General features: G+C 46.9%; 16 protein-coding genes and 1 pseudogene. 11 read left to right on the top strand and 6 right to left on the bottom strand.

The window, feature by feature from the left end:
• Nucleotides 1–221 precede the first annotated feature (221 nt).
• The 5 genes from L0M14_RS11795 to L0M14_RS11775 all read left to right on the top strand — a co-directional run bounded on the left by L0M14_RS11795 (nucleotide 222) and on the right by L0M14_RS11775 (nucleotide 6496).
• On the top strand, nucleotides 222–1352 hold the full coding sequence (locus L0M14_RS11795; protein WP_235122265.1) for a glycoside hydrolase family 88/105 protein: 1131 nt from the start codon (nucleotides 222–224) through the stop codon (nucleotides 1350–1352).
• Nucleotides 1330–2829: a response regulator transcription factor gene (locus L0M14_RS11790; RefSeq protein WP_235122264.1), complete on the top strand. Its 1500-nt coding sequence runs from the start codon at nucleotides 1330–1332 to the stop codon at nucleotides 2827–2829. The genes L0M14_RS11795 and L0M14_RS11790 overlap by 23 nt, the downstream gene beginning before the upstream one ends.
• A 1-nt stretch (nucleotide 2830) precedes the next feature.
• Nucleotides 2831–4567 carry a sensor histidine kinase gene (locus L0M14_RS11785; RefSeq protein WP_235122263.1) on the top strand — a complete coding sequence of 579 codons (1737 nt, stop codon included), beginning with the start codon at nucleotides 2831–2833 and terminating at the stop codon, nucleotides 4565–4567.
• A 71-nt stretch (nucleotides 4568–4638) separates the two neighbouring features.
• Nucleotides 4639–5112 carry a MarR family transcriptional regulator gene (locus tag L0M14_RS11780; RefSeq protein WP_235122262.1) on the top strand — a complete coding sequence of 158 codons (474 nt, stop codon included), beginning with the start codon at nucleotides 4639–4641 and terminating at the stop codon, nucleotides 5110–5112.
• A 157-nt stretch (nucleotides 5113–5269) separates the two neighbouring features.
• Nucleotides 5270–6496 carry an MFS transporter gene (locus tag L0M14_RS11775; RefSeq protein ID WP_235122261.1) on the top strand — a complete coding sequence of 409 codons (1227 nt, stop codon included), beginning with the start codon at nucleotides 5270–5272 and terminating at the stop codon, nucleotides 6494–6496.
• Nucleotides 6497–6518: 22 nt separating this feature from the next.
• On the opposite strand, the gene L0M14_RS11770 is transcribed toward L0M14_RS11775, so the two are convergent.
• The 3 genes from L0M14_RS11770 to L0M14_RS11765 all read right to left on the bottom strand — a co-directional run bounded on the left by L0M14_RS11770 (nucleotide 6519) and on the right by L0M14_RS11765 (nucleotide 7888).
• The gene (locus L0M14_RS11770; protein WP_235122260.1) at nucleotides 6519–6746 is read right to left on the bottom strand and encodes a hypothetical protein; all 228 of its coding nucleotides are present in this window, start codon (nucleotides 6744–6746) and stop codon (nucleotides 6519–6521) included.
• An 84-nt stretch (nucleotides 6747–6830) separates the two neighbouring features.
• Entirely contained in the window at nucleotides 6831–7295 is a 465-nt protein-coding gene (locus L0M14_RS31870) for a CBO0543 family protein (RefSeq protein ID WP_350340511.1), read from the bottom strand.
• Between the two features lie 14 nt (nucleotides 7296–7309).
• Nucleotides 7310–7888 (bottom strand): CBO0543 family protein, encoded by a 579-nt coding sequence (locus L0M14_RS11765; protein WP_235122259.1) that lies wholly within the window; start codon nucleotides 7886–7888, stop codon nucleotides 7310–7312.
• A gap of 242 nt (nucleotides 7889–8130) precedes the next feature.
• On the opposite strand from L0M14_RS11765, the gene L0M14_RS11760 reads away from it, so the two are divergent.
• The 5 genes from L0M14_RS11760 to L0M14_RS11740 all read left to right on the top strand — a co-directional run bounded on the left by L0M14_RS11760 (nucleotide 8131) and on the right by L0M14_RS11740 (nucleotide 14271).
• On the top strand, nucleotides 8131–9048 hold the full coding sequence (locus L0M14_RS11760) for an ABC transporter permease (RefSeq protein WP_235122258.1): 918 nt from the start codon (nucleotides 8131–8133) through the stop codon (nucleotides 9046–9048).
• 25 nt (nucleotides 9049–9073) lie between these two features.
• Nucleotides 9074–9955, top strand: coding sequence for a carbohydrate ABC transporter permease (locus L0M14_RS11755; protein WP_235122257.1), 882 nt, complete (start codon nucleotides 9074–9076; stop codon nucleotides 9953–9955).
• A 56-nt stretch (nucleotides 9956–10011) separates the two neighbouring features.
• The gene (locus L0M14_RS11750) at nucleotides 10012–11643 is read left to right on the top strand and encodes an extracellular solute-binding protein (protein ID WP_235122256.1); all 1632 of its coding nucleotides are present in this window, start codon (nucleotides 10012–10014) and stop codon (nucleotides 11641–11643) included.
• A 106-nt stretch (nucleotides 11644–11749) separates the two neighbouring features.
• On the top strand, nucleotides 11750–13297 hold the full coding sequence (locus L0M14_RS11745; protein WP_235122255.1) for an ABC transporter substrate-binding protein: 1548 nt from the start codon (nucleotides 11750–11752) through the stop codon (nucleotides 13295–13297).
• Nucleotides 13294–14271, top strand: coding sequence for a pectinesterase family protein (locus L0M14_RS11740; RefSeq protein WP_235122254.1), 978 nt, complete (start codon nucleotides 13294–13296; stop codon nucleotides 14269–14271). The genes L0M14_RS11745 and L0M14_RS11740 overlap by 4 nt, the downstream gene beginning before the upstream one ends.
• Before the next feature lie 27 nt (nucleotides 14272–14298).
• Here L0M14_RS11740 and L0M14_RS11735 read toward each other — a convergent pair whose 3' ends face one another.
• From L0M14_RS11735 to L0M14_RS11725, 3 genes are read right to left on the bottom strand one after another with little or no spacing between them, the layout of a single operon-like run.
• Complete coding sequence (locus tag L0M14_RS11735) at nucleotides 14299–15201, bottom strand: DMT family transporter (protein WP_235122253.1); 903 nt, start codon at nucleotides 15199–15201, stop codon at nucleotides 14299–14301.
• Between the two features lie 23 nt (nucleotides 15202–15224).
• Complete coding sequence (locus tag L0M14_RS11730) at nucleotides 15225–15905, bottom strand: LrgB family protein (RefSeq protein ID WP_235122252.1); 681 nt, start codon at nucleotides 15903–15905, stop codon at nucleotides 15225–15227.
• Nucleotides 15902–16273 carry a CidA/LrgA family protein gene (locus L0M14_RS11725; RefSeq protein ID WP_235122251.1) on the bottom strand — a complete coding sequence of 124 codons (372 nt, stop codon included), beginning with the start codon at nucleotides 16271–16273 and terminating at the stop codon, nucleotides 15902–15904. Before L0M14_RS11725 ends, L0M14_RS11730 begins: the two co-directional genes overlap by 4 nt.
• Before the next feature lie 119 nt (nucleotides 16274–16392).
• On the opposite strand from L0M14_RS11725, the pseudogene cidR reads away from it, so the two are divergent.
• A pseudogene (gene cidR / locus L0M14_RS11720) lies at nucleotides 16393–17278 on the top strand (cidABC operon transcriptional activator CidR).
• The last annotated feature ends 167 nt before the right edge of the window (nucleotides 17279–17445 follow it).

Here is a 17445-nt window from a genome sequence, read left to right as displayed (position 1 = left end):
TGTCCTGCTTGGATATATCTGTATTTCTATATGAAACCTCTTCAAGATGTCAAGTTAAACTTTCTAAGCTGCCTACGATCAGACCGAGATAAACCTAAAGATGAAGCCTGCATACCATAAAAAAATCGCATGAAACGAAAAATTGTTAAATTTCCATCCAGCCCGTTATTTGATAAGATGGAGAGAAAACTAGCTATTGCAAGTACAAGGAGGCGTGCAGGATGTCTGAGAATTGGTCGAGCATCATGAGCGAGTCATTTATGCAGCAGTATCCTATTGTATCCGATATGCCATTTCAGCGCAGAAGAAGCTGGAACTATGAAAACGGTTGTATTCTTACCGCATTTGAACGAATGTGGCGGAAGACCGGAGATCAGCGCTATTTCGATTACATCAAGATGAACATGGATCTATTTATCCGTCCTGACGGCAATATTGAAACGTATCAACTGGAAGAATATAACGTAGATCAAATCAATCAAGGGAAAACTCTGTTCCTGCTCCTGGCTCAGACGAATGATCAGCGGTATCGACAGGCGCTGGAGCTGCTTATTACTCAGATGAAGAGTCATCCTCGAACATCGGGAGGCGGGCTGTGGCACAAGAAAATATATCCGTATCAGATGTGGCTGGATGGCGTCTATATGACCTCGCCGCTGCTCGCGCAGTATGCGTATACATTCGGTGCCCCAGAGTGGTTTGACGACGTGGCTCACGAGATTTTGCTTATGGAGAAGCATGCGAGAGATCCGAAAACAGGGCTGCTTTATCATGGCTGGGATGAGAGCAAGGAGCAGCGCTGGGCGGATATGGATACAGGCTGTTCACCGCATTTCTGGGGACGCGCCGTTGGCTGGTATATGATGGCTGTCGTCGATGTACTGGATTTCCTGCCCGTCGATCATCCGAAGCGCGGATTGATCATCGGACTCTTTTACAGGCTCTCAGAAGCGCTTGTTCGCTACCAAGACCCGACATCCGGTTTATGGTATCAGGTATTGGATCAAGGAGCGCGGGAAGGCAATTATCTGGAAGCGTCCGGTTCTTCCATGATTGTGTATGCGTTAGCCAAAGGCGCTAGGAAAGGATATTTGAACGGTTCCTTTTTGCAAGCGGCCAATAAGGGCTTCCAAGGGCTGCTGGAGCATGGTGTGGAACAAGATTCGGATGGGACACTTCATCTGAATCACATCTGCAGTGTGGCTGGACTTGGCGGTTCACCCTACCGGGATGGCTCCTACGCTTACTACATCAGCGAGCCGGTCCGCAGGGACGATCCTAAAGGATTTGCTCCCTTCGTGATGGCCTGCTTGGAAATGGAGGAAGCTCTTGTTTCAAATTCTGATTGTTGATGATGAGCACATCGAACGGGAAGGGATCAAGCGATTAATTCATAAATTCAAGCTGCCTTTGAACGTGTTGGAAGCAGAGAACGGCGAAGAAGCGCTGGACATCTTGCAGGCTCATCCCGTCGATATTTTATTTACCGATATCAGAATGCCCTTTATGGATGGGCTTGAATTGTGTAAAAGAGCGAGAGCGCAGTTTCCTGACCTGAAAATGATGATTTTCAGCGCTTATGGGGAATTCGAATATGCACAGCGGGCCATTCACTATCATATTTTTTCGTATTTGCTGAAGCCGATCGATGTCGACGATTTTACCCGCGAATTCTCACGCGTCATTGAGCTGTGCGAGAAAGACCAGGAGCAAGAGAAGGGGCAGCAGCTGCTGGAGCTGATTCACAGTCCGAGCCGGAGGGAGGCGTGGCTGCCCGAGAAGCTTGGATGGTCCGGGATTGATTTCGACTGCCAAACGGTTCAAATGGTGCTGATTGACTATGACCGGCCTGTATTTGATGCCGAATATGACGAGCTGCCTGCCCGGGTCAAAGCGATTGTCCATACACCATTCGAGTATGTCAATTTGAACGAGCATCAGAGTCTGTTCTTTTTCCTGCATGACCGCGGGCTAGGCGTGGACAAACTGGAGTCGATCGGAGCTAAGCTCAAGGAGCGAATAAGTGACATGTTTGAAGGCACAGTCACTGTGGTTGTGGGGCAGCTGGTCCATGATGGAAATGAAACAGCCCGTGAATACAGAGTGATGGAACAAGTGCTGGAGTACAAATTTTTCTATCAAGAGAGCACCGTGATATATACAGATGAAAGTCAGGGGAAAGAGGAACTGTCGGACACGATCCCCAAGCTGATGGAAACGATCTATTGGCATCTGGACATGAAAGACAGCTTTGGCTTCCAGAGAGGTGTAGAGCTGTTCTTTAAGACGATAGACGGCAGCGGTCAGCATTCCGCGATTTATATCAAATACATGTGCATCGAGCTCGCCAAGAAAATATGGGAAAAGGCGGAGAAGCACGATAACCAAGCGTTCAAATCTGTCGTTGAGGATATTTTTGCATGTAAATCATTAATGGCATTAAAGAATGAAATTCACAAGATCATGAGCTTGCTTGGCAGCGAGCCGGAGAGCGTGAATCCAGAGCAGGGGAAGAAAGTCATCAAGGATATACTCAAGCTGATCGAGGATCATTACATGACGGATATCAGCTTAAAATGGATTGCTGACCGCGTATTCCTGACTCAAACGTATCTGAGCTACTTGTTCCATAAGGAAGTCGGTCAAACCATTGTGAAATACATTACGCTGGTACGGATGCAGAAGGCGCAGGAGCTGCTGCGTACTACGAACCTTACCGTCGCGGATATCAGTCAGCAGGTCGGTTTTATCAATAACTCCTATTTCTGCAAAACGTTTAAAAACTATCACGGCTGCAGCCCCGCGAAATATCGGGAGACGACAGGCTAATATGAAACGATACCTGGCCTACTTTCAAAACCTTCGGTTTAAGCAGAAGCTGTTCATTTCGTATACGGTCGTTTCCATCATCCCCGTCCTCGTACTGGGAATATTCTCTTACCATCAAGCGAGTAATTTTTTACTGCAGCAGGCCAAACAAAATCTCGATGTGACGATCGGACAAATTGCCGATACGATCAATTACCGGGCGAAGCAGCATGAAGCCATCATTAATTCAATAACACAAAATGTGGTGTTTAAGCGGATATTTATTAGCAATACCGGCAATTTCCCCGAGCTTTATCGGGATTATGTAGATCCGTTTTTCAGTAATATTCTCGATTTGAATCAAGATATTTTGCAAATATCAGTGTTTACCGATAACCAGTCGATCTTGAGGGGCGAGTACATCCTGCCATTATCGCTAGCAAGTGATTTGCAGTGGGCTAGCCGGCAAGCAGATACCGAGCAGGGACAGACGCTGTGGCATATGAAAAACGGGAAGCTGTTCGCTACACGTCCCTTTACCAGCGACGAGGGAGCGATCTTGTCCGAGCAGCCGGCAGTGCTCTTTCTCAGCATAGACGCGGACAGCGTGTTCCAGGATCTAAGTGAGATTACGAAGGACGCGTACAGTGTATATTTGTTGGACCGCGAAGGGAACAAACTGATGTCCAAGCAGATCGGCATGGCGAATGAACTGTCCTCTGATTTCTTCCGGTCCATGAACGACAGTCCTAGAATCGGTACTCTGACAAGCAACCGTACGGATTATCTGTACATCACAGAAGACATTCAGGAGCCCGGTTGGAAGCTCGTGTTTGTGACCCCGAAGAATGGAATATCGGTAAACGCCAAGAGTATCGTCAGCGCGACGATGCTGATCACAGTGATTTGCTTAGCGGTCCTGCTGCTTATTATTTGGATGTTTTCCAATACGTTCGTGAAGCGGATTATTAGATTGAACAAGAAGATGATGATTGTAGAGAATGGGAATTTGAAAATCGATGTGTCGAGCAGCTCCAAGGATGAGATTGGACAGCTGACAAACCGCTTTGGCCAAATGCTCACGAATATTAATACATTGATCGAAGAGGTGTACCAGAGCAAGATTACACAGAGGGAAGCGGAGTTAAAGGCGCTGCAGACCCAGATCAACCCGCACTTCCTGTATAACACCCTGTCGATCATTAATTGGAAGGCGCTCGAGATCGATGCGATGGAGATTAGCCGGATCACGAATACGGTATCCCGGTTTTACCGAACCGTCTTGAATAAAGGGAGGAGCTTCATTCCGGTCAGAAATGAACTGGAGAACGCCAAGGATTACATGCAAATCCAGAGCATCATGCATAACTATAGCTTCGACTTCATCTGTGAAGTTGAGGAGGAGCTCCTCCGATTCGATATTATTAATCTGGTCTTTCAACCGATTCTTGAGAATGCCTTGGAGCATGGCATTGACCAGCTGCGCAAGGGAGAGCGCAGAGGACGGATCTTGCTGCGCGGGTACCTGAGCGGCGATGATTTGGAATTCTTTGTAGAAGACAATGGTCCGGGAATGAGCCCGGAGTTAGTCGATCAAGTACTGCTTCTGCAGACCGCCGGTTATGGGCTGAAAAATGTGCATGACCGTATCCAGATTCGCTTCGGTGCCGGCTATGGACTGCGCATTCAGAGCGAGTTGGGGCACGGGACCAAGGTCAGTCTGATTTTTCCAGCGTACGTGGATCATCCTCCTGTTTAAGACGTATCGCCTATTCCTAGAATAATTATGTTACTATTATGGAAATAGCAAGCTCGACTGGAGGACAGGCCATGAACAAGGAAGACCAGGTCATCATGCAATTTAGGGACTTATTTAACAAAATGGTTTACTTGAATAAGTATAAAATGGAAGAGAGTCTTAAGGGACATAAGCCTTCTGAAGTGCATTGCATCGAATACATTGGAAGACACGCCGATTCCAACGTAACCAAGCTTGCCGACTCTTTTTATATGACAAGAAGCGCTATAAGTAAAATAACGAAAAAGCTTATCGAGAAAGGCTTGATCGAAAGCTACCAGAAGCCGGAAAACAAGAAAGAAATCTATTTTAGGCTAACCGAGCAAGGAAAAGCAGTGGACCAAGTCCATGCGAAACTGCATAAAGAGTTTCGGGAGCGGGATCAAGCTATATTCGAACAAGTGACCGAAGCGCAATTTGACAGTATGCTTAGCTTCCTGGACAAGTATAGCAGGCATTTGGATGCAGAAATTAAGAAGCTGGATATCGATATGAGGTCGGAATAAATTTGGATAGTTATATTGAAACCACACGCAGCCGCGTTCTAGGTAGAACAGGCTGCATTTTTATTGCCTGAATTTTGTTGACGAGGAAACAAAATGGTGATACGATTATTTTGTTTCCATGGAATCAATATTACGAGTTTTTGAGGGGAGAATGTAAGTGTTTCAATTTTCATTACGCAACAAACAGAGCGCAGATCATACCGTAGAACCAAAGGCGTTACTGTTCGGTCTTATGTCTGTATTTCTTTGCGGAATAGGCTTCAGCATCTTAGGACCTGTCGTCCCATTCCTCGTGCAGCCTTATCTAAGCAATCCAGGAGACCAAGCTATTGTCGTCACGCTGCTAGCCTCTGTTTATGCAGTCTGTGTATTTTTTGCGGCCCCAGTGCTTGGGGCTTTGAGTGACAAATATGGCCGTCGTCCTCTGCTCCTAATATGCCTTTTGGGCTCCGCAATCGGATACTTCGTTATGGGTATAGGAGGAGCACTCTGGGTACTATTTGCCGGGCGAATCATAGAAGGGATTACTGGCGGCAGTATAAGCACGATCTTCGCCTATTTCGCAGATATTATTCCCCCTGAGCAGAGAACCAAATACTTTGGCTGGATGAGTGCGGTTGTAGGTGCAGGCACCATTTTGGGCCCATCTCTAGGCGGGTTGCTGGCTAAGTTTGGATATTCCGTACCCTTGTATTTTGGAGCTATTATCACTCTATTGAATGTTGGTTTTGGCTTCTTTTTTATGCCCGAAAGCCTCGGCAAGCATCATAGACGGAAAGAGATTACTTTGGGAAGACTGAATCCATTTACTCAGCTCGCTCGTATTCTCTCCATCAAAAACTTAAAATGGCTGCTTGTTTCCGCATTCCTGCTTTGGATACCCAATGGAGCTCTACAGGCTGTGTTTTCTCAATTCACCATGGATACTTTCAATTGGATGCCTGCACGCATCGGACTTATGTTTTCGATCATGGGCGTCCAAGACATCCTTTCGCAAGGTTTCATCATGCCTAAGCTTTTGAAAAAGCGTAATGATGCACAGATTGCCATGATTGGCATGGTTTCGGAGATGATAGGCTACGGCTTTTTTGCGCTATCTGCCATGTACACCTTTTATCCATTATTTATCGCTGGAATGTTCATATTTGGTTTTGGCGATTCGATCTTCGGGCCTTCCATGGGGGGGATGATCTCGAAATCCGTGGATGCCAGTGAGCAAGGGAGAATTCAAGGAGGCAGTCAATCTATCCAAGCTTTAGCAAGAATCATTGGGCCTGTCATAGGAGGTCAAATCTATGTCTCGATGGGGCATGCCGCACCTGCCTTTATGGGTATGATTCTTATAGCAGCGGCAATATGGGTGATGTCGTATACGTATAAATGACAGACTGAACCACTAGCCAAGGCTAGTGGTGGTTGTTGATTTGATCGCTCTGTGATCGGACAATGGAATCAATAGCGGCATCATGTAAGCAGCCAAGAACAGTTTCGTGAATTTTGTTATACGATTGACTAATGGCTGCGGCGATACTCTGATCATTCTTACAAGCTTCCTCACTGATCTCTGAGTGAAAAGAGGCGATAATGTCCCTTGTAATCTCAGCAGCATATTGTTTTTGATTTCCTGTTGCCATGGTTCACCTCCTCCATATGTGCATATATTACCTTTTTCGTTAGGATAATATCCAACCGTATCTTAATCTTCCCAAAACGGAATTCTAAAAAGAATAATCAATATGACAACTGCGATCAGAGAAAAAATTAATGCTCTTGGAGCATTTTTGTGATGAAGTTCGAGCATATAAAACATCACAAAATAAAAGCAGATCGAACACAATATATTCCATCCACGATCGTAGGTTATCCGATGAAAAGACCACCAAATGAAATTCTAAACAAGAAAATCCAATCACCCAAATAAAATAATAGGTTATTTTTTTCTTTGTTTCTTTAGGTATAAAGTGCAAATATAGTACTGCCGTACAGGGAAGCATGATCAACGTATTCAGTAATTCTACGTTTTTTCTGGTGTGCAAGAATGTAGCTTTATAGGACCAAGTGGGGTATTTATCGCAAAGGAAGAAGTAAAGCAGATTACAAAATGATAGGTAAAGAACAGTTGGGTAATAGAGTCTCCATTTTTTTAATACTCCTGTTAGGATACTTATCACCAAGAATGTCATATTACTTAGGAATATCATAAGTGTGGCCGTTCCTTTTCAATCATAATTTTCTCGAACTTATTCCTTGTACTAAGCCAGTGAGCGAACAAATAGATCATACATTGTATCGGAACGGAGTACAAATACCTCCACTTTAAGAGTTCATAAATCTTTAACCAATGTATAAATGGTTCTGCGACATAGGAACTAACCAGTGCAAAAAATATAGCTTTTATGAAAGGATGTACCTTCGGTTTCACTTGGATGAGCACCATCACAGTTACTGGCATCAATGTCATATCCCAAGGAAAATAGGTAGGCAAAACGGGGATGACATTATACCTATAGTGCCAGAAGCCCATTTGATCACCTAGTATATCCAGCATCAGTGCAATGATCATGACAAAAAATCCGACATATAAGATTCGATCGGTGCTCTGTTTTTTTCTTATCCAAAACCAGATTATCCAAGGAGCTATCGACAAAAAGAAACCGAACCACCACAAATCTGAAAAAAGTACATATTCTTTCCAAATTTTAACTTTCACTTGGATTAACGAATGAATTTGGTTGACGTTTGCATCTATGAGTTCAGCAATCTCAAGTTTGTCCATACAGAGTTTCCTCCTTAATGGGGATATTTTTACCAATATTTCATGTAATATGCGAAATTTGACGAACAGATCTGAAGGCTCAGGAAGCGTACATCTTCTCTGGGCCTTTTGAGTTTGTTGCAAGTGGTTACAGAAACGTTCGTAAAAAAGTGATACATATCGAAAGAATGTTGGATTTAGCTGTGATACGGGGTTTGCTAAAATTTGAGATGAGGGAGCGCTAACCGAAAGGAGATGGAAAGATGGGGGATAAACCAACACCGCTGATCAAGCTGATCCGCAGAGATAAATGGCTGCTGCTGATGTTCCTTCCGGTGTTTCTGTACTACTTGATTTTTTGCTACTTACCGATGCCGGGTATTCTCATCGCGTTTAAAAATTTTACGCCGGGACATGGCATTTTTGGAGGGGATTGGGTAGGCCTGAAGTGGTTAAGCCAGTTCGTGCACTCCCGCTACTTCTGGAGACTGCTGCGTAACACCTTCCTGCTGGCCTTTTACCCGCTGGTCATTGGCTTCTGGATCCCGATTGTGTTTGCGATTTGTGTGGTGGAGCTCCGCAACCGGGTATTCAAGGGCTTCGCCCAAACGGTAACGTATCTGCCGCACTTTATTTCAACTGTCGTTATTGCCGGCATGATTATTAATTTCCTTTCGCCGACAGACGGCATCGTCAATACAATGCTTACGTCGCTCGGGATGGAGAAAATTAACTTCATGATGGCTCCCGAATGGTTTCGCACCATTTTTACTTCTTCTGGAATCTGGCAAAGCTTTGGCTTTAGCTCGATCATTTACATCGCTGCGATCATGGGAATTGATCAGGAGATGTACGATTCGGGCAAAATCGACGGGGTGAACAAGTTTCAAGAAGTGTGGCACCTGACGCTGCCGAGCTTGAAGCCGACAATCGTGATTCTTCTGCTGCTGTCCATTGGGGGCATCATGAGCGTCAACTTTGAAAAGGTGTATCTGCTTTACAACGGGGCAACCTACGAAACCGCCGATGTCATATCCACCTACGTATATCGTCAGGGGATTGAATCGCAAAACTTCGGGTTCGCTACAGCCGTGGGATTATTCAATTCGGTGATCAGCTTCATCCTCGTGTATGTGGCCAACCAAGCGAGCCGGCGGGTCAACGATATGTCGCTCTGGTAGCGGCATCAGAGAGAGGAGGGCATATATGTCGAAACCATGGACAGATCGAAGCTTCTATGTACTTGTGTACAGCGTGGTCATTATTGCGATACTTGTGACTCTATATCCGTTTGTGTATGTCGTCAGCATTTCGATGAGCTCCGTGGCGGCGATCGACAGCAAGCAGGTCACCTTGCTTCCCGTAGATCTAAGCTTTAGCGGTTACAAAATGGTGCTAGGTTACTCCGAGCTATGGAGGTCCTACTATAACACGATCTGGTATACGGTAGTGGGTACCATATGCAATCTAGTAGCCACCTGTTTGGCGGCATACCCGCTGTCGAGAAAGCGATTCTTCTTACGAAGAAAGCTGAACTTTTATATTGCTTTTACGATGTATTTCTCCGGAGGGCTCATTCCTCTCTATATGATTATTACTGAGCTTGGTCTGTATAACACGAGATGGGCCATGATTTTGCCGGTGCTGGTGAGCACCTTTAACGTTATGATATTGCGCTCCGCGTTTGAGAACATCCCGAATGAGATTTTTGAAAGCGCTACAATGGACGGAGCGAGGGACTTTACCATGCTGTTCCGAATTGCCGTGCCGCTGACCAAGCCTACACTGGCTGTTCTGACTCTGTATTATGCAGTGGCGCACTGGAACGATTTCTTTAATGCCTTGCTGTATCTAGGAAATGCGGAACTTCAGCCTTTGCAGATTTTCTTGCGAAGGGTGCTCATCATGGCTTCTCCGGAAATTATGCAGAAGATGGGCGGAGAGACGGCAGCCAAAGCACTTGCCGTATCGACGCTGCAGGTCCGCTATGTCTCCATCGTTGTTAGCATTTTGCCGATTATTACGATCTATCCGTTCATCCAAAAGTACTTCGTACGCGGAATTACATTAGGGGCAGTGAAAGGGTAGCAATACTCTTTACGCATAGAGAACCAAGCTTCATACAAACAAGGAGGGTTATTCAAATGAGAAAAACATTACAAACAACCGCGAGTGTTACCTTGATTACCGCTCTATTCACATTAGTGGCGGCTGCCTGCTCAAGCGGAGGCGGTTCCAATGCGCCGACCAGCACATCTGCTGCGGGAGAGCAGAATTCGGCTGCTCCTGCCACAGCTGCAGCTTCCAGCTTTACCTATACAGGAGCGGGTCCCATCACCGATAAAAAGGACGCTGCGCTCAAAATTTTGGCAACGAATGCCTGGACGAACAACGTAGATTTGAGCCAAGCTCCGATCGTGCAAGAGATTAGCAAACGTGCTGGCATCAACGTCAACTGGGAGCTGCTGCCCCCGTCTACGTATCAAGATGCGATAAGCCCTCGACTTGCGGCGGGAGCAGACTTGCCTGATGTTATCTATCAGCTGGATCAGGACCAGACCATGAAAAATATCCAGGGCGGCTTGTTTAAGCCTCTGAACGACTACATTGATAAATACGGCGTGAATATTAAGAAGCTTTTCGAGAAATATCCTGCGCTGAAAGCAAGTTTAACGACCCCGGACGGGAAAATTTACTACCTGCCGCAGCTGGCCGTAACCAAAAACTACATGCCAACCTTCATGGTGAATGTAAGATGGCTGGAGAAACTGGGGCTGAGTGAACCCACTACCCTTGATGAGTTTACGGAGATGCTGCGCAAGTTCAAGAGCGGCGACCCTAACGGCAACGGCAAAGCAGATGAAATTCCTTTCACTGTAGCGTCCAACCAGCTGGCGAATGCTTTCGGTCCTGTGTTCGGACTGGATCTGGCCAACAACTTCTACGCCGATAAGGACGGGAAAGTCCACTATTCGTATTATGAGCCTGCCTATAAGGAATACCTGACTTATTTGAACGGACTGTACAAGGAGGGCCTGCTCGAGTCCGATTTTGCAAGTGTAACCGCGGATCAGATCACGTCGAAATTCTCCCAAGACATCACAGGGTCTACCTTTAACTTCAGTTGGTATACATCCATGGTGTACAGTAAGTTGTATAAGGATTACGATCCGTCGAAGCCGCTCATTAAAGGCATAGCGCCTTTCAAGGGACCTCATGGAGATCAATTCTATATCGGCCGTAACCCGATCACAGGAATCTTCGGCGTAACGAAAAATGCTAAGGACCCAGAGCTCGCGTTCAAATTCCTGGATTATGCAAGCAGCGATGAAGCGAAGGAAATCTATGCATGGGGGCTGGAAGATCAAACCTATGAGGTGAAGGACGGCAAAAAGCAATTCACAGAGAAGGGCAAGGACAACGACTTTATTCAAAAATTCGGCATTAATCCGGTGAATCTGCCTATTGAACAGTCTGTCGAGGCAACGGATGTATTGGTAGCTCCATGGCACGCGAAGATCGATAAAGAGATGGAGAAATACATCAAAGCTCCGTTCCCGTTCGTATACGCTCTGCCTGAGGAAGCAAGCACAGAAAATACTGTCATGCCCGACATAACCACTTATGTGAATGAGATGAATATCAAATTCATAACCGGTAAAGAAAGCCTGGATTCCTTCGACGCGTATTTGAAGACGCTGAAAAGCATGGGCGTTGAAGACGTGGTCAAAGGCCGCCAAGCACAATATGACCGCTATCTGGCGGCAAGTAAGTAATAATCCGGGTAGAGCGAACGAATGTTCCATCTATGGCGGGTTCAGTTTTAGCGTAGAATAGGGGGAAAGAGCTGCAGCTTACAGAGCACTGAGGAGAGACTACACAATGAGAAGGAAGATCTATGCAGGGCTGATCGTGCTGATCACCGCCGGAATCGTGATAACCGTTCGCGCTTGCTCAGGTGGCGGTGCGAATGCGCCGGACAAATCAGGCGGTACGCCTACAGCGAAGGTGAAGCAAGCTCTTCAGCCCGCGACGCTCAAGCTGCTGTTCCCCTTGTCTGAGCCTGCCGATCAAGAGGAAGTGATACAATCTGTAGAGGCAAAGCTGTCCAAGGACGGCTTGCCTCTTAAGCTTGATTTTACATTTATTCCCTATGATCAATATTGGAATAAAGTCTGGCTGAGTGCGGCTAGCGGCGAGTCCTATGATATCGTGCTGACAGCGTATTCTAACTTATCGGACTTCGTCTCCAAGAAGGTGCTGGCACCGCTGGATACGGCCCTGCAGGACTATGGGCAGGAGATTCTAAGCAACACGCCGGATTACGCTCTTCAAGGGGTGACAGTTGGCGGGCACATGTATGGAATTCCCCGAGTGATGCCGATATCGGAGTTTCAAAGCTTTGTTCAAATCCGAGGAGATTTGCGGAAAAAATATGGTCTTCCTGAGATCAAGACGGTCGCGAATATGGACTTGTATTTGGATACTATACATAAAAATGAACCTGCGATGACGCCTTATTTTTATGATACAGGGCGGTTTCTTCTTAGGGAATACGGCGATGTGGCTTTCTTTGCCGGGGGTTATCTCAATGCTCCGGTGTACATCGATCCGGCCGACCCTCAGCTTAAAGTGCGAAATACGTATGAGTCGGACTTTTTTCGCGATATTATGCAAAAGATGCACGAATGGCAGCAGAAGGGCTACGTGCCCTACGGCCCCTCAGATACTTCACGGTATCCGAACCCGGAGCTTGCCTTTAATACGGGGAAAGTCGCTGCTACCTGGAGTGTGGTTCTGAAGCAGACAGAACGGATCGATGCTTTTAAGGCGATGAACCCGGACGGGGAGCTGGAGAACGTCTATCTGCATCCGGAAAAACCGAAATATTTATTCACCGGTGCGGACAACATTTTGTCCGTCTTGTCGACAAGCCAACATGTGAATGAATCGATCGCTTTCCTGAATTGGCTGAGAACCAGCCAGGACAATTATGATCTTTTTACCTACGGTTTGAAAGATGTGAATTACCATGTAACGACAGACGGCGCCATTGATTATGACGGGATACCGACTGAGAAGAGGTATACACCTATCAGTTGGACCTGGAACGATATTCGCTTCGAGCGCTTCAGCAAATATATTTCACCTGCTTACAGCAAGCAGCTGCGTAATTGGGACAAGGAAGCGGTGTTGTCGCCGACCTTGGGGTTTGTACCCGATCTGTCGCCGATCAAATCGGAGATCGCCCAACTCAATGTCATTATTAACGAATATCTGCCGATTCTCTATGATGCCAACGTGGATTGGGCGCCGACGATGGACAGCTTCAGAAGCAAATTAAAGGATGCAGGCATCAACCATGTCATTACAGAAATTCAAAAACAATTCGATCGCTACCAGGCGTCGAGAAAGGACATGAAACCATGATCATTGTAGCTGCAGACGGAAGCGGGGATTATGTCCGTATTCAGGATGCTCTCGACCAGCTTGAAGCGGACAGAACGGAACGCACGGTGATACATATCAAGAGCGGTGTCTACAAGGAAAAGCTGCATCTAGAGAAGCCGGGCATCAGCCTGATCGGTGAGTCTGCTGAAACGACGATTCTCACATATGATGATTATGCGCTGAAACGATTTCCGGACGGGGAACCGTACCATACCTTCCATTCGTACACACTCTTAATCGGCGCAGACGATATTACGGTCGAAGGACTGAGCATCGAGAATACGGCGGGCAAAGGGGAAGAGGTTGGGCAGGCCTTGGCTGCCTATGTGGATGGGGACCGCGTCTCCTTCCGGGATTGCCGGTTCCTCGGCCATCAGGATACGCTGTTCACGGGGCCGCTGCCGCCCAAGCCGAGAGACCGCGCCACCTTCGGCGGACCGCGGGAAGGGCTGCCGCGGCGTCTTGTACGGCAATTCTATGAGCGATGTTATATCGAGGGCGATATTGATTTTATATTCGGTTCCGCGACAGCGGTGTTTCTGAATTGTGAGATTGTGTCCACAGGCATGGGGTGGGTGACGGCAGCATCAACGCCGCAAGAGGCGGCGTATGGCTATGTATTTGTCGGCTGCAGATTGACAGGGGAAGCTCCTGCGGAGTCAGTCGGACTGGGACGCCCTTGGCGGAACTATGCGAAGGTTGCTTTCCTGCACTGCTGGCTCGGCGAGCATATCAAGCGGGAGGGTTGGGACCCGTGGAACGATCAAGAGAGCGTCACCGAGCTGGTGTTCGCCGAGTATAGGAACGAAGGTCCAGGCGCGGTAAGCGGCAAGCGGATTGCTTGGTCCGAGCAGCTGACAGAGCAGGTGGCGGAGGCCTATGACACCCATCGGGTATTGGCGGGGGAAGATGGATGGAATCCGATGAATGCCGCCGATACGTTTCGTTCATGAGCGGCATCTCGGATCCAAGCCGGCTGGTCATTTCCTAACACTTCTTACACCGCGGGCAGACTTTCGGTTCACAAAAACGATGCTAAGCAGAATCAACACGAGACCCGCGAAAAGCGAAACGGAAAACGGTTCGTGATAAAAAAGCGTTCCCGTGAAAATTGCGATTAACGGAATCAGAAACGTATAAGAAGCAACTTTACTTGCTTCACCGGCATCGATAAGCCTGTAAAAGACAATCCAGCCGATGGCAATGACAAATATGGAAATAAACAATAAGCTCCAGATAAAAGCAGGCTTCCACAAGACCTCAGACCAGCTTTCTACTTGAGACCCGAGAACAGTCATCAGCAATCCGCCAACTAATAATTGGAGCGTTACCAGCCAGATAGGGTCTACACGAGGCCCTATTTTTTTTACGTAAATGGTGCCTAACGCCCAGCTCAGCGCCGATCCCAGGGCAAGGGCTATCCCCGCAACAGAAATATGGCCGGAAAGGCCTCCTGAGCCTAAGCAAATAATGCCGACTCCAGCGAACCCCAGAATAAGTCCGATAATTTTCAACCCGTTCATCGATTCTCCAAGCCACATCCACGAAAAAATGCCGACTAGCACAGGCTGAAGGAAGACTATAGCCGAGAATAAGCCTGAAGGCAAATAGTTAAGTCCGATCGTTTGTAAGCCGTAATAGAACATGACATTGACGACCGCGGATATCAGATAAATGCTCCATGTTTGTTTGAATCGAAGTTTTCTAATTCTTGGAATGGCGATGAACAGCAGCAGGAAGCCTCCTAACAAGGTTCTGGTTCCTGAGAATAGTATAGGGGGCATATAAGCTAACGCATATTTGGATAAGGGCCAGTTAACCCCCCAGACAAGGACCAAAAAGGTGATGAGCAGGACGGTTGTCACCCTCGAATGTTTGAGCACATGTAAGACCCCTTCTTGTTCAATTAAAAGCATACGGCTAGAATCCAAGGTGTAATAAACAACGTCAAGACAGCTGCAAGGATCATTGAAATGCTTGATACGGTTCCCGTTATACTGCTAAATTCGAATGCCTTGGAAGTCCCGGCTCCGTGCGCGCTCGTGCCAAGCAGCACCCCTCGGGCCACATCGTTTCGGATGTTGCACATTCTAATTATGGAAGGTCCAATCAAGGAACCGAAGATGCCTGTAATCATCACAGCAACCGCTGTAATGGTGGGTACGCCGCCAATGGACTGCGAAACGGCCATAGCAATGGGCGTTGTCGCTGAATGCGGAATCAGACTATAGATGAGGTTCGGATCCAATCGCAGTTCTTTGGCAAGCCAAAGCGACGAAGCGACGGCAACGGCGGATCCCGTCAGCACACTGATCAAGATTTCGGCAGCATGCTTTTTGACAAGCTCAAAGTGCTTTGATAAGGGGATGGCTAGTGCGATTGTAGCCGGCTGCAGCATATCGGAGAGCCAGTGAGCACCTGAATTATAGGTGTTATATTGGGTATGAGTAGCAAGTAATAGGATAACCAAAACTGTTGGTGTAAGAAGTAATGGAGACAGAATCAGAATCGGTTTATACCGATAAAGCCAATTTGCTCCCATATAGATGAACACCGTCACAACAAGGCTTGCTGCTGCCATGATCATGGTTGAGAAGTCTCCTTCCATTTTGCAATGCCTTGGGCGATAAGTCCACTGCTTATCATAACGATCATGGTTCCAAGCATAATGACAAGAACAATCTGGAGACCCTTACTAATCAGCAGCTGTCCATAAGAAACGATACCGACAGCCGGTGGTATAAAGAACAACAGCATCGTCGAAATAAGCCGATTGGAGCCTGCCTCCAGAAAGCTGCGAGGGACCACCCTCATTTGAAGCAGCAAAAACACAAGAATCATACCGAGAATACTGCCGGGCACTGGGATATGAAGCCAGAGAACAAGCTTGTTCATGATCCAAGACATTACAATGAATACGAAGATTTGAGCAAACATTCTGAAACAAGTATGCACGGTCACGATCCCCTTTCCCTTCAAAAGAAAGTGTACTGCAGCTTCTTTCATAGGTAAAATACATATACAGAATGATTTTCATTCCATTTCTCTATGGAAAGAAAAAAGGAGGATGACGAGTGGATATACGTCATTTACAGTACTTTTTGGAAGTGGTCCGTACCCAAAGCTTTACCAAAAGCTGCGCAGGCACTCTTCATTACGCAACCAACCATAAGTAAAACCATCAAATCGATCGAAGACGAGCTGGGAGTTGTTCTATTCGAACGCACCGGTAGTAAAAAAATCGTTCTAACGGATGCAGGCTCCATTTTGTTTGCGGAAGCTCAACAGATGGTGCAATCCTTTGAAAATATGACATCGCGTCTTGATGAATTAATGCAGGCCAAGATCGGCCGTGTCCGCATTGGACTGCCTCCAATGGTGGGGGTGAGCTTCTTTCCTCAAATTATCGGGAAGTTTCACGAACAGTATCCAAAGATCTCGTTGCAGCTTGTCGAGCACGGAGCCAAAAGAGTGGAGGCCGAAGTCGGCTCCGGTGAGCTTGATATCGGCGTCATCCTGCTGCCTACCAATGAGGAACTGTTCGAGTCTTTTTGTATTGTCAGGCAGCGCTTGATGTTAGTCGTCTCTTCCTCACATTGGATGGCTGCGCGAGAAGAGGCCGCGCTCACTGAGCTGAAAGATGAGCCGTTTCTTCTGTTCCATGAAGAATTTGCCTTGCATGACCGAATACTTGCAGCTTGTGAGGAGCAAGGGTTTTATCCGAATGTGGTATATAAGAGCACACAGTGGGATTTTATTTGTGAAATGGTGGGGGCTAACATGGGGATCGCGCTGCTGCCGGAAGCGGTTTGCAAGGAATTGGACCCCAAGCGTCTGCGTGTCATTCCGTTGACCCAGCCGGTGATACCATGGCATCTGGCTATGATTTGGCGGCGGAATGGTTATTTATCTTTCGCGGCGCGGGAATGGATTACTTTTATGAAGCAGATGTTTGCTTGAGATTATGTGTTCGCTTGTATTGTCCAAAGGTTTGTAAATCGTACTCCCAAGCATGAAACTAGTTTCCGATGATTAAATCGAACTGTTTTTTTAAGATTGTGACCTGGTGTTCTCCAAACCATTGAGCTATAAATCCAAATACGATAAAGCTGTTATTCAACAGGTAT

Source organism: Paenibacillus hexagrammi, assembly GCF_021513275.1.
Taxonomy (GTDB): Bacteria; Bacillota; Bacilli; order Paenibacillales; family NBRC-103111; genus Paenibacillus_E; species Paenibacillus_E hexagrammi.
Note: the sequence above shows the minus strand (reverse complement) of the source record. Positions and strands in the feature narration are given on the sequence as shown.